The sequence below is a fragment of the Pseudomonas sp. AE27 genome (genome assembly GCF_037113495.1).
In the GTDB taxonomy this organism is placed as follows: Bacteria; Pseudomonadota; Gammaproteobacteria; order Pseudomonadales; family Pseudomonadaceae; genus Aquipseudomonas; species Aquipseudomonas palmensis.
Genome location: NZ_CP146966.1, coordinates 4,123,406 through 4,136,493, shown reverse-complemented (window position 1 = coordinate 4,136,493; position 13,088 = coordinate 4,123,406). Strand labels below are relative to the sequence as shown.

11 protein-coding genes are annotated in these 13,088 nt (G+C 67.5%); 8 read left to right on the top strand and 3 right to left on the bottom strand.

Translation table 11 applies throughout. The features are described 5' to 3' along the window. Positions 1–63: 63 nt before the first annotated feature. Entirely contained in the window at positions 64–357 is a 294-nt protein-coding gene (locus V9K84_RS18985) for a hypothetical protein (RefSeq protein ID WP_043860925.1), read from the bottom strand. 104 nt (positions 358–461) lie between these two features. Here V9K84_RS18985 and pbpC point away from each other — a divergent pair, with 104 nt between their 5' ends. From pbpC to V9K84_RS18970, 3 genes are all read left to right on the top strand, one after another. Further along, entirely contained in the window at positions 462–2,804 is a 2,343-nt protein-coding gene (pbpC, locus tag V9K84_RS18980; protein ID WP_088514173.1) for a peptidoglycan glycosyltransferase PbpC, read from the top strand. A gap of 286 nt (positions 2,805–3,090) precedes the next feature. Further along, a complete protein-coding gene (locus V9K84_RS18975) occupies positions 3,091–4,674 on the top strand; it encodes a collagen-like triple helix repeat-containing protein (RefSeq protein ID WP_338791984.1) in 1,584 nt (527 codons plus the stop codon). A gap of 109 nt (positions 4,675–4,783) precedes the next feature. After that, positions 4,784–6,457, top strand: a complete 1,674-nt coding sequence (locus V9K84_RS18970; RefSeq protein ID WP_058540792.1) for a POTRA domain-containing protein — start codon at positions 4,784–4,786, stop codon at positions 6,455–6,457. Positions 6,458–6,549: 92 nt separating this feature from the next. Here V9K84_RS18970 and V9K84_RS18965 read toward each other — a convergent pair whose 3' ends face one another. After that, on the bottom strand, positions 6,550–6,957 hold the full coding sequence (locus V9K84_RS18965; protein WP_043860929.1) for a response regulator: 408 nt from the start codon (positions 6,955–6,957) through the stop codon (positions 6,550–6,552). A 15-nt stretch (positions 6,958–6,972) separates the two neighbouring features. After that, on the bottom strand, positions 6,973–7,158 hold the full coding sequence (locus tag V9K84_RS18960; protein ID WP_043860930.1) for a Flp family type IVb pilin: 186 nt from the start codon (positions 7,156–7,158) through the stop codon (positions 6,973–6,975). 324 nt (positions 7,159–7,482) lie between these two features. On the opposite strand from V9K84_RS18960, the gene cpaB reads away from it, so the two are divergent. From cpaB to V9K84_RS18935, 5 genes are read left to right on the top strand one after another with little or no spacing between them, the layout of a single operon-like run. Then, on the top strand, positions 7,483–8,424 hold the full coding sequence (gene cpaB / locus V9K84_RS18955) for a Flp pilus assembly protein CpaB (protein WP_088514175.1): 942 nt from the start codon (positions 7,483–7,485) through the stop codon (positions 8,422–8,424). A gap of 21 nt (positions 8,425–8,445) precedes the next feature. Further along, the gene (locus tag V9K84_RS18950; protein WP_054916708.1) at positions 8,446–9,741 is read left to right on the top strand and encodes a type II and III secretion system protein family protein; all 1,296 of its coding nucleotides are present in this window, start codon (positions 8,446–8,448) and stop codon (positions 9,739–9,741) included. Continuing rightward, complete coding sequence (locus V9K84_RS18945; RefSeq protein WP_043860933.1) at positions 9,738–10,928, top strand: pilus assembly protein; 1,191 nt, start codon at positions 9,738–9,740, stop codon at positions 10,926–10,928. Before V9K84_RS18950 ends, V9K84_RS18945 begins: the two co-directional genes overlap by 4 nt. Further along, positions 10,929–12,203, top strand: coding sequence for a CpaF family protein (locus V9K84_RS18940; protein ID WP_088514176.1), 1,275 nt, complete (start codon positions 10,929–10,931; stop codon positions 12,201–12,203). Then, a complete protein-coding gene (locus tag V9K84_RS18935) occupies positions 12,200–13,087 on the top strand; it encodes a type II secretion system F family protein (protein WP_088514177.1) in 888 nt (295 codons plus the stop codon). The genes V9K84_RS18940 and V9K84_RS18935 overlap by 4 nt, the downstream gene beginning before the upstream one ends. The last annotated feature ends 1 nt before the right edge of the window (position 13,088 follow it).

Below are 13,088 nucleotides of genomic sequence, written 5' to 3'. Positions count from 1 at the left end.
CCCTTCGCCGGCAAGGCCGGCTCCTGCAGACGCCTGTAGGAGCCGGCCTTGCCGGCGAAGCTTCTAGCGCACCACCCAGCTCAACACCCACAACCCCAGCATCAGCCAGATGATCCCCATGATGATCGAGGCGCGCATGAACGCGCGCACCGCCGAGTACAGCAACAGCAGGCCGATCACCAGCATCAGGATGCTGACCAGCGAGGTGTCCATGCCCAGTGTGCGTGCCAGGCCGTCGATGAAGTTGCCGCCGGCATTGGCCAGCAGATTGAACAACCCGCTCAGGGCATCCACCACGAAGCGGATCACCGCGCCGAGCGCTTGCCCCAGCCATTCGAAAAAACCTTCTACATGCATAATCGCTTCCTGATCGACACTACGGCGCAGTCGCCGTGCCCAGAGCTTTGGCCATCATCCTGGCGGCTCGGTTCCTCACCCACGCAAAAAGGTGTCCGCGCCTGATGTTCAGCTTAGCCCGACCCCGCTCGCGCATCGCCCGGCTGCTGTGCGCCGCCTTTGCCGGCGTGCTGTTGCTGTGGCTGGCTGATCGCCTGTGGCCATTGCCGATGCCGGCCGACGATCTGGCGCGGGTGGTGCTGGCCGAAGACGGCACGCCGCTGTGGCGCTTTGCCGATGCCGAGGGCGTGTGGCGCTACCCGGTCACCCTCGATCAGGTGTCGCCTTACTACCTCGAAGCCTTGCTCACCTACGAGGACCGCTGGTTCTACCGGCACCCCGGGGTCAACCCGCTGGCCCTGGGCCGTGCCGCCTGGCAGAACCTCACGGGCGGGCGCGTGCTGTCGGGCGGCAGCACGCTGTCGATGCAGGTGGCGCGCCTGCTCGACCCGCACTCGCGCACGCTGCCAGGCAAATTGCGCCAGGTGTGGCGCACCGCGCAGCTGGAATGGCACCTGTCCAAACGCCAGATCCTGGAGCTGTACCTCAACCGCGCACCGTTCGGCGGCACCCTGCAGGGTGTGGCGGCAGCCAGCTGGGCGTACCTGGGCAAGTCGCCCTTGCAACTGACCCCGGCCGAGGCCGCGCTGCTCGCAGTGTTGCCCCAGGCGCCCAGCCGTCTGCGCCCCGACCGCCACCCGGAGCGCGCGCGCCTGGCCCGGGACAAGGTGCTGCAACGCCTGGGCGAGTACCAGGTGTGGCCGCAGCAGCGCATCGCCGAAGCGCAGGAAGAACCGCTGCTGCTGGCACCACGCCAGGAGCCGGCGTTGGCTCCGCTGCTGGCTCGCCGGCTGAACCGTGCCGACAGCCCGCCGCTGATCCACACCACCCTCGACGCTGCGCTGCAACGGCGCCTGGAAGACCTGCTGCTGGGTTGGCGCGCACGCCTGCCCGAGCGCACTTCGGCGGCGATCCTGGTGGTGGAGTCGCAGACCATGGCAGTGCGCGCCTACCTGGGGTCGGTGGACCTTGGCGATGAGCGCCGTTTCGGCCACGTCGACATGATCACTGCCCTGCGTTCGCCGGGCTCGACCCTCAAGCCGTTTCTGTACGGCATGGCCATGGATGACGGCCTGATCCATTCGGAGTCGTTGCTGCAGGATGTGCCACGCCGCTATGGCGACTATCGCCCCGGCAATTTCTCGATGGGTTTCAGTGGCCCGGTGGCGGCCAGCTCGGCATTGGCGTTGTCGCTCAACCTGCCGGCGGTGCAGTTGCTCGAAGCCTACGGGCCCAAGCGCTTTGCCGCGCAGATGCGCATGGGCGGCATGCCGCTGAGCCTACCGATGGCGGCCGAGCCGAACCTGTCGCTGATCCTGGGCGGCGCCGGCAGCCGCCTCGAAGACCTGGTCAGTGGCTACAGTGCGTTCGCCCGCGACGGCATGAGCGCGCCGCTGCGCCTGCAACCGGATGCGCCGCTGGTCGAGCGCCGGCTGCTGTCGCCGGGCTCGGCGTGGATCATCCGGCGCATCCTCAGTGGCCAGGCGCGTCCCGACCGCGACCCGCACGCCGAACTGGTGCAGCGCCCGCAGCTGGCCTGGAAGACCGGCACCAGCTACGGCTTTCGCGATGCCTGGTCGATCGGCGTGGGGCCGCGCTACCTGATCGGCATCTGGATCGGCCGCCCCGACGGCACCCCGGTGCCGGGGCAGTTCGGCCTGGCCTCGGCCGCGCCGCTGATGCTGCAGGTGCATGACGTGCTGAGCAACCGCGACAGCCAGCGCGGCATTGCCCCCCCGGTGCCGGCAGTGCCGGGCAACGTCGGGGTGGCGGCGGTCTGCTGGCCGCTGGGCCAGCCCATGGCACGCACCGACCCCAACTGCCGGCGCCAGCGCTTTGCCTGGACCCTGGACAACACCACGCCGCCGACCCTGCTCGCGCAGGACCAGCCCCTGGGTGTGGGGCTGCTGGAGAAGGTGTGGGTGAATGCCCGGGGCCTGCGGGTGGATGCAGCCTGTGCGGGGGCCGCGCCACGCGACATCGCGCTGTGGCCGGCACCACTGGACCCGTGGTTGCCGCGCCTGGAGCGGCGCGAGGCGCGCTTGCCGGCCATCGACCCGAGCTGCCCGCCGCAGGTACCGGCCAGTGCCGCGCCGTTGTCGGTGGTGGGTATACGCCCGGGCGACCAGTTGCGTCGTCCCGCCACCAGCCGCGATGCCCTGCACCTGAGCGTTTCGGCGCTGGGTGGCGAAGGCCAGCGCTGGTGGTTCCTCAACGGCGCACCCTTGGGCGAGACCACAGCCCAGGCGGCGCTGGCCGTGAACCTGGAGGAGGTGGGGCGCTACGAGCTCAGCGTGCTGGATGCCAGCGGGCAGACCGCGCGGGTCGAGTTCCAGGTCAACGACTGACCCCGCACCCGTAAGATGGATATAACGCGAAAGGGGAAGGGCTGCCAAAGCACCTTCCCCTTGCTTTCAAGTGCCTGAAGCAAAAGGGCTTTTGCTGGTGCTGCGACTGTATATATCGGGTTAATACCAAGCTCAGAATTGTTCCCCTTGCGCCTGCGCGCTCAGATAGCTGCAACGGACGTGGAGTGGCCGGAAACCCGGTGCTTCACACCTATAAAAGCAGCGGCAGCAGTAGCAGGGAGTCGCCATGAAAACTCAAGCGTGGATCAAAGCAAGTACGGCAGTGATGTTGATCTTGACCGTGAGCCTGGCCGGTTGCAGCAGCGGCGGTGGCGGTCACAAGAGTCACGTAAGCAGTTCCACACCCGATTCGGGTACCGATGGCGGCAGTGGTGGTGGCGGTACCGGCGGCGGTACTGACGGTGGTGGCGGCACAGGTGGTGGCGGTACGGACGGCGGTGGTGGTACTGGCGGTGGCGGTACGGACGGCGGTGGTGGTACTGGCGGTGGCGGTACGGACGGCGGAGGTGGCACTGGCGGTGGCGGTACGGATGGCGGCGGTGGCAACAACGGCGGTGGCGGTAACAATGGCGGCGGTGGCAACAATGGTGGTGGCGGCAACAACGGTGGTGGCGGCAACAACGGTGGTGGCACGACCTCGACCACGGTCGTCGGCCAGGTGGTGGCCCAGGTTGGCAGCGGCGTGTCGGGCGTGGGCACGGGCGTGTCCGGCGTGGGCAACGCCGTCAGCGGCGTACCGGTAGTGGGCAGCACCGGTGCCGGCGACCTGGTGACGGCCACCGGCAACGCCGTCACCAGCATCGGCGATGGCCTGGGCAAGGGCCTGGGTACGCTTGGCACTGGCAGCAATGCCCTGGGCGAGACGGTCAAGGGCGTGGGCAACGGGGTGTCGGATATCGGCGGCGGGGTCAAGTCGGTGGCCAGCAGCCAGTTGATCGAACAGATACCCGTGGTCAACGGTGTGGTGGACAAGGTCGGCGACGTGGTGGTGATGCTTGGCGATACCCTCAGCACCCAGAGCACCACCGGCAAGCTGGGCAACCTGAACCAGCAATTGAGCAACCAGGTGGTCAAGGTGGTGTCGCTGGTGGAAGGCGCCACCGGCAAGGTGGGTGATGCCACCGGGGTGGGTGCACCGGTCAGCGGCCTGTTGAACAAGGTTGGCAGCGCAGTCGACGGGGTGGGCGACAAGGTCGCCAGTGCCGGCAACGGCAACCCGCTGACCACCGCCGTCGGCGGGCTGGTAAGCCATGTCGGCACAGCGGTCGGCACCAGCGGTGGCCTGGTCAACACCGGCACCGGCAGCGGTGGCAGCGCCCCCGGTGCGGGGCTGCTGGAAACCGCCGGTGGCGCCGTGGCGGGCCTGGGCAGCGGGCTCGGCGCCGGCAGCAGCAACGGCCTGCTCGACGCCGCAGGCAGCACGGTCAACAAGGTGGGCCAGACCGTGGCCTCGCTGGGGCCGGTACTGGGCGGCAATGGCGTGGCCAGCGTGCCGGCCGGGGTGCCCACCGCTGCGCTGGGCAACAGCGTGGGCGCCGGCCTCACCCCGGTGGTGAGCGGTGTGACCAGCGTTACCCAGCAGGTAGGCGCGGCAACCGGCATCGGTGCGCCGGTCAACGGCCTGGTCACCCAGGTGGGCAGCGCAGTCAGCGGGGTGGGCAATCAGATTGCCGCGGCCGGCAACAACCCGGTCACCACCCAGCTGGGTGCGACGGTCAATGCCGTGGGCGGCACCGTGGGCCAGGTCGGTACCCTGGTCAACGGCAACGGGCAAGGGGGCGGCGGCGTGGGCGGTCTGCTCAATGGCCTGACCACCGGCCTGAAAGGCGGCCTCGGGGGTAACAAGTAACTAAATGGCCATCATCGATTAGACGATTTTACGGGCAACACCTACGCTTGAGGCTGACGAGGGAACCGTCTTTGGTTCCCTCGTATTTTTCAGGATCATGGAGTGTCCTATGCGATCGATGTTCGTCGCGTTATTGGGTCTGTCCTGGGTGGCTTCGCTGCATGCCGAGCCCCTGCCGAGCTTCCTCAACAGCAACGAGACCGAGCGCAAGCTGCCAGCGCCCAACCTGCCCGCCGATGCCTTTCGCCCCGTCACTCCCCAACTGAACCTGCCCGCACCGGATGCCGGCCAGCAGCCACAGCCGCTGCTGATGGGCACGCGGGTGCGCGTGCAGCGGGTGCGCATCGAAGGCGGCACCATCTACCCGCTTAGCGAACTGCGCGACAACTACCAGGGCCTGCTCGACCGCGAGGTGACCCTGGGCGAGCTGATCGAGGCCACCCGCCGCCTCACCCAGCGCTACCAGCAGGATGGCTACCTGTTGTCGTATGCCTACCTGCCGCCGCAGGACTTCGCCGAAGGCCGTCTGCGCGTGGTGCTGGTGGAAGGCTACATACGTGATTACGAACTGCAGGGCGATGTGGGGCCGGTGTCGGCCTACCTCGACAAGCTGGTGGGCAAGCTCAAGGCCGAGCGCCCGCTCACCCGCAAGACCTTCGAACGCTACACCGCGCTGATGAGCCGGGTGCCGGGCCTGACCTTGCAGGCCCAGGTGCCGCCGCCGGGTACCACCGACGGCGCCACGCGGCTGATCGCGCAGGCCTCGCGCAAGCCGTTCACCAGTACCTTGAGCCTTACCGACGGCAGCCGCGACGACACCCAGGCGCTGCTCGGCCTGAACAGCAACGCCCAGACCGCGGTGGCCGAGCAGTTGAGCTTCAGCGCGCTGTTCCCGCCGGGGCAGGATGACGAACGCTACTACCGTCTCGACTACTCGCAGTACGTGGACGCCGAAGGCACCCAGCTCAATCTTTCGGCCTCGACCTACCGCAGCAACCCGGCGGCGCGGGTGCGCCTGGAGAACGGCATAGACCTCAAGCAGCACCGCGAGAACGACCGTTACTCCATCGGCCTGAGCCAGGCGCTGATCGCCTCGAGCAACGAATGGCTGAACGTGGCAGCGCGCTTCTATGCGGTGAACGACAGCACCGACTACCGGGTGATCGGCCTGCCATTGAAGGTCAGTACCCGCACCGATGTGCGCGCCTTTGCCTTCGAGGCAGACTGGAGCAAGTCGGACGCGCAGCAGCTGCGCATCCTCAGTGCCGGTGTGTACCAGGGCCTCGATCACTTCGGTGCCAAGACCGACAGCGACTACGACCTGGACTTTTTGCGCCTGCGCCTGTCGGGGGTGCAGAGCGACCGGTTCTTGCAGAACTGGCAGGGGGTGGCATCGGCGGCGCTGTACTGGACCGACGACAGCCTGCCCGACAGCGAGCGCGCGGTGTTCGGCGGGCAGAACTTCGGCCGCGGCTACCCCAGCGATCAGGCTTCCGGCGACAAGGGCTGGGGTGCGGCATACGAGGTCAACTACAGTTTCAAGCGCGATGGCAGCTGGCTCAAGGTACTGCAGCCGTACGTGGTGGTGGACGCCGCGCGTACCTGGTTCAACGAGCTGGCGGTGCGTGATTCACGATTGTCGTCGGCGGCGCTGGGGCTGCGCTTTGGCGATGCGCGCTACTACAACATCTCGCTGGAGGCGGCCAAGCCGATGTCGGATATCGCGCTGGACAGCTTCAATCGGCGGCCACGGTATACGTTGAGTTTCAGTTACCAGCTGTGACGACCGATCGCGGGTCAAGCCCGCTCCCACAAGGTATGCGCACTACCTGTGGGAGCGGGCTTGACCCGCGATGGCCGCGTGGCGGCCAGGCGTTACTGAACCAGTTGCAGGCGGGGCTTGGGGAACAGGTTGTCCAGGGTCTCCAGCAGGCGCAGGTGGTAGATCGGCTTGCGGAACAGGTCGAGTACCTGCAGGCGCAGCAGATCGCTGACCGCATCCATGTCGGCATGCCCCGAGGTGACGATCACCGGCAGGTGCTGACGCGCCGTGTGCTCGCGCAGGCGCCTGATCAGCGAGATGCCGCTCTCTTCCGGCATGTTCAGGTCGGTGATCACCAGGGCAATGTCGGGATGTCGCGTCAACTGCTGCAGGGCGAGCTTGACCGAGGTTGCCGTGTGACAACAGAAGCCCTCGCCCTCCAGCAGCTCGGCCAGCTCCAGCAGTGCGTCTTCTTCGTCATCCACCAGCAGCAGCTGTTGACGTGAGTGGGAAGCCGGCATGTTCAGGTCCTGTCATCAGGCTGAGGGCAGGGCGGCGACGATGTCGTCGAAGACCTTTTTCACCCCGCCCCCCACATCGGTCGAGACCCCGATGATCACCACGGCCACCATGGCGGCCACGATGGCATATTCGATACCGGACGCGCCGTCCTTGCGATGGAAGAACAGCTTGCAGTGCTTGAGGATGCGGGAAAGGACCATGGTACTTCTCCTTGCGCCACAGGCGCGGGTAATGGGGCCCGGAAACGGTGATTCCCCTTTGCCATCACAGCATCGTCAAGCGGTTCGAAACCGGCAAATGTAAGAAGGCATTAATACCAAAGTAAGGGTGTCAACGCTGGCGCCAATAAGCTGTTGTTTTCAGGGGGTGTCGGGTTTCGGACCGAAAAAAAACTGACGGGTAATGGCGTTTTGTCCTAGCTGCGCTACCGTCAAATAGCGAAATAGTTACTTGCAACTTCATGTTTGCGGGCCAGTTCGCACACCGCGCGGCCGAAGGGATGTTCAGGCAGAGGGAGCGCCGACATGAGCAGTCGCATCACCATGATCCTTGCCGTGCTGTTCCTGATCGGTGCCGTGCTGGCAGGTTACTGGGGGCTGGTGCTCAGCCGTGCATCCGAGGCACCGGAGCCCCCGCAAGCGGCGGCGCCAGGGCCGGCCGGCCCGGCTCAGCCGGTGGACCAGGCCACGGAGGCTGGCACCGACGCATTGCGCAAGCCCGTGCTGGTGCTGCGCCGCGACGTACCCGCCTACACCGTGCTGACAGCCGAGGATCTGAGTGTCGAGCGCCTGCTGGTGGCCCCGGCCGGCAGCTTCCAGCGCCCCGAGCAGGTGCTGGGCCGCACCAACTGGCGGGCCCTGCCTGCAGGTACCTGGCTGGAGGAGAGCAGTTTCGAGGCCGGTGGGCCACTGGCGCGCATGATCCACCCCGGCGAGCGCGCCCTGGCGGTGGCGGTGGACGAAGTGGTCGGCGCCGCCGGACAACTGCGCCCCGGCGACTACGTGGATGTGCTGCTGTACCTGCGCGAAGACAACCTCAACCCGCAGGCCTCGGCCCAGGTGGCCGTGCCGGCCTTGCGCCTGCTCAGCGTGGGCGAGCAACTGGGGCTGGCCAACGATGGCCGCCCGCCGGAGGCCGACACCGATGCCAAGGCGGCCCAGGAACAGCGTCGCGCCATGGCGCGCACCGTGGTGCTGGCGGTACCTGAAGCCCTGGCCAGCCGCCTGTTGCTGGCCGCCCAGGCAGGCAGCCTGCGCCTGGCGGTACGCAGTGCCGAAGAGAAACGCCTGGCCAGCTACTGGGCCGACCCGCAGGCCGCTGCACCGCAACTGGACAACGCCAACCGCGACCTCTTTCGCTTCAGTCAACTGGCCATGACCCCGGCCGCAACCCCGGTTGCAGGCCAGGCGCCCAGGCACCAGATGCAGATCATTCGAGGCCCCCAGGCTTCAACGCCCACCCCCTGATCGAAGCAAGGATGCCCGTTGATGAGCAGTCGTTCCGAGCTGATGTTCAAGCGTTCCATCCTGACCCTGTTGTTGCTGGGGGGGCCGGCTGCCCATGCCCTGGCGGCGCCGTCGGGTTGTGCCGGGCTGAGCCCGGTGCCGGCCAGCATCGAGCTGGACCAGGGCCTGCAGCAGGAGATCCGCCTGCCGGTGCCGATCACCCGGGCGGCAGTGGGCGACCCCAACATCGCCGATGTGCAGGCCAGTGGCGAGCGCGGCGTGGTGGTCAGCGCCGTGGGCCCCGGCGCCACCAGCCTGATGCTGTGGACCGCATGCGCCAGCGTGCCGCGCCAGAGCATGCTGTTCATCAAGGGCCGGGCCACTGCCGAGATGGCCGACAGCGCCTTGCCGCCCAGCCTCGACCCGTTGCTGCCGAGCCAGGTGCAGGCCGATATCCGCTTTGTCGAGGTCAGCCGCACCAAACTCAAGGAGGCCGGTACGCGGCTGTTCTTCAAGGGCTCCAACAACTCGCTGTTCGGTTCGCCGGGCAGCGTGCCCAACACCACGGTGTCGCCGGGCTACGTGCCGGGTGCGGTGACCAGCCCCGACGGTGGCGGCGTTGGCGGGCTGGTCAAGGTGCGCCCGAGCATCCCGCTGAACAACGATGTGTTCAATATCGTGTGGGGCGGCGGCAGCAGCCGCTTCCTGGCGGCCATCGATGCGCTGGAGAGCAGCGGCTTCGCCTACACCCTGGCGCGCCCCAGCCTGGTGGTACTCAGCGGCCTGACCGCGAGCTTTCTGGCCGGCGGCGAAATCCCCATTCCGGTGCCCAGCACCGGCAGCGACACGGTGACCATCGAGTACAAGGAGTTCGGCATTCGCCTGGCGTTGTCACCCACGGTGGTCAGCCGCGACCGCATCACCCTCAAGGTGGCGCCGGAGGTCAGCGAGCTGGACTACAACAACGCGGTGCGCATCGCCGGCGTCACCGTGCCGGGCCTGACGGTGCGGCGCACCGACACCAGCGTGTCGCTGGCCGATGGCGAGAGCTTCATCATCAGCGGCCTGATCAGCAGCAGTGCGCGCTCGGCGGTGGACAAGTTTCCGGGCCTGGGCGACGTGCCGATCCTGGGCGCGTTCTTTCGCCAGTCGTCGATCAGCCGTGAGGAGACCGAACTGCTGATGATCGTGACCCCGCGCCTGGTGCAGCCGCTGGCGGCCAATGCCAAGTTGCCCGAGCTGCCCGGCGAGCGCCTGCGCACCTACGACCCGAGCTGGGGGCGCCTGTTCTTTCTCGAGAACGGCAATTTCGAACAGCGCAGTGGATTGAGCCAATGAGCCAGAGCCTGAGCCAGACCTTCCTTGCGATCACCCGTGACGACGGTGACCTGCAATGGCTGAAAACCGCCCTGGCGCCGCTGGGCCAGGTGGTGGGGGCCGGCAGCGGCAGCCTCGACGAACTGCTCGCACTGGTGGATGTGACCTTCGCCAACCTGGTGTTCGTGGGCCTGGACCGCGAGCAGGTGGTGAGCCAGTGCGCGCTGATCGAAGGGGTGCTGGAGGCCAAGCCGATGCTGGCGATCGTTGCCCTGGGCGATGGCATGGACAACCAGCTGGTGCTCAATGCGATGCGCGCCGGTGCGCGGGACTTCGTCGCCTACGGCTCGCGCTCAAGCGAAGTGGCCGGGTTGGTGCGCCGCCTGAGCAAGCGCCTGCCACCGGTGACCAGCAACCCGCACCTGGGCGGCCTGACGGTGCTGTACGGCACCCAGTGCGCCAGCGACGGCGCCCTGCTCACCAGTCACCTGGCGCGGGTGGTACAGGGCAGTGGTCAGCAGACCCTGTTGCTGGACCTGGGCCTGCCCCGTGGCGACAGCCTGGCGCTGCTGGGGCTGGAGGCCTCGTTTCACTTCGGTGATGCGCTGCGCCACCTGCGCCGCCTGGATGCCACCCTGATCGACAGCGCGTTCGCCCGCGAACCCTCGGGCCTGCGCCTGCTGGCCTATACCGACAGCGACGAGGCATTGGAGCGCACCAGCGCGGCCGAGCTGTACATGCTGCTCAGCGCGCTGCGCCAGCACTTCCAGCACATCGTGGTGAACCTGGCCGGGCAGCCCGACAGCGAGCCCTTGCGCACCTTCGTCAGCCATTGCGACAAGCTGATCTGGTACACCGACCAGAACGTGCTGGACTGCCGGCGCAACCTGGAGGTGCTGACCCTGTGGCGCGAGAAGGGCATGAAACTGGAACACGCGAGCCTGCTGGTGGACCGCTACCTGCGCAGCGTGGCGCCCGACTCCGACGCGCTGGGCAAGCGCTATGGCCTGCCGGTGCTGGTGGTGCTGCCCTACAGCCCCGAGGTGCGCCTGAACGCCAAGAACCAGGGGCTGTCGCTGTTCGAGGTGGCCCCGCGCGAGGCCTTGACCCAGGCGCTCAAGGCCTTGGGCGAGCGGCTGGCACGACGTTCGGAAAGCCTGCAACCGAAGGCGGGCAACTGGATGAAGCGCCTGTGGGGGCACAAGTAGATGAGCGGCGACGAGCTGTTCGGCGGCCCACGGCAAAACCCGGGCAGCGACCCGCAGGGGCTCAAGCGGGCCTTGCACCGGCACATCATCGATGCCATCGAGGACACCGGCCTCAACCTGCTGGAGGGCGCCCGCCCGGCGCTGGCGCAGTTCGTGGTGGAGCAGGTGGGCGACTACATCGCGCGTCAGCACCTGGCCGTGTCGCGCTACGAGATGGAGCGCCTGGCCGAGGAGATCGTCGACGAGCTCACCGGCTTCGGCCCGCTTGAGGTACTGCTGCGCGATGCGGGCGTCACCGAGATCCTGGTCAACGGCCCGCACCGGGTGTTCATCGAGCGCGCGGGCGTGCTGCAGCAGACCGACCTGCGCTTTATCGACGCGCATCACGTGGAGCGTGTGATGCAGCGCATCCTCGCGCCGTTGGGGCGGCGCCTGGACGAGTCGTCGCCGATGGTCGATGCGCGCATGCCCGACGGCAGCCGGGTGAATGCGATCATCCCGCCGGTGGCGCTGGACGGGCCGTGCCTGTCGATCCGCAAGTTTCGCAAGGACATGCTCAAGAGCGCCGACCTGCTGGCCACCCGGGCCATCGACCAGGCGATCCTCGACTTTCTGCAACGAGCCGTGGGCAAGCGCTGCAACATCCTGGTCAGCGGCGGCACCGGCACCGGCAAGACCACCTTGCTGAACATCCTCAGCCAATTGATCAGCCCCCGTGAACGCCTGGTGACCATCGAGGACGTGGCCGAGCTGCAGCTGGATCACCCGCACGTGGTACGCCTGGAAACCCGTCCGCCCAATGCCGAGGGGCATGGCGAGATCAAGGCCAGCGAGCTTATTCGCAACGCCCTGCGCATGCGTCCGGACCGCATCATCCTGGGCGAGATCCGCGGGGTCGAGGTGCTCGATGTACTGACCGCGATGAACACCGGCCACGACGGTTCGATGAGCACGGTGCACGCCAACAGCGCGCAGGACGCGCTGCTGCGCCTGGAGACTCTGGTGGGCCTGACCGGTCGCCAGGTGGCCGAGAAGACCTTGCGCCAGATGATCTGCGCCGCGCTCGACGTGGTGATCCAGCTGGCCCGCCTGCCCGATGGCCGTCGCTGCGTGAGCGAGGTGCTGGAGGTGGTGGGGGTGCGCGACGACGTGTATGTCACCAACACGCTGTTTCGCCTCGACCGGCGCGGCGGCGACACCTTCCTGCGCGAGGCGGTCAACCCGGCCAGCGACAAGCTGCGCCGTGACCTCAACGATGCGGAGCCCGGGCCGTGAGCGGCGCGGTGTGGTTGTGGCTGGTGAGCCTGGTCATGTTCGGCATCTCGATGCGCCTGTTCTATATCAGCCTGCACCGCTCGGGCAACGAGCGCATTCTGCAGCGCCTGGGCCAGCACCAGCAGGCCGCCGACAATAGCGGGCCACGTGGCCCCGACTGGCTCGAGCTGATGCTGTTGCGTGCAGGTTTCGACCGCCGCAATGATCGGCTGATGGCGTGGGTGGCAGGCTGGCTGCTGCTGGCCGTGTGCGCCGGGCTGTACGGCGGCTGGCCTGGCCTGCTGCTGGTGCTGCTGGCGGGGCCGTTGCTGTTGCGCCTGTTCCTGGCCTGGCGCTACCAACACCGGGTACGCCGCCTCATCGATCAGTTGCCGGTGCTGCTCGACCATTGCGTGCGCAGCCTGAAGGCCGGGCGCACGCTGAGCGATGCGGTGCTGGGGGCCATCGATGCTTCGCGCGAGCCGTTGCTGGGGGCCATGCAGCGGGTCAAGCGCAACGTGCAGTTGGGGGTGAGCCTGGACGATGCGATGTCGGATCTGGCCGAACTGTATGCGCGCGAAGAGCTGCGCCTGTTCGCCCTGGGCCTGCGCATCAACCACCGCTATGGCGGCAATGCCAGCGAGTTGCTGGAGAACCTGATCAAGGTGATTCGCGAGCGCGAGCAGGGCGCGCGGCAACTGCGCGCGATGACCGGTGAAACCCGCATCACTGCCGTGGTGCTGGCGGTGCTGCCGGTCAGCGTGGCCGGCTACTTCATGTTCAGCAACCCCAATTACCTGCTGACCATGTGGCATGACAGTGTCGGGCAGCGCCTGCTGTTCAGTGCCTTCGTGCTGCAGGCGCTGGGGTGTCTGGCGCTGTGGCGCATGTTGCGAAGTATCTGAG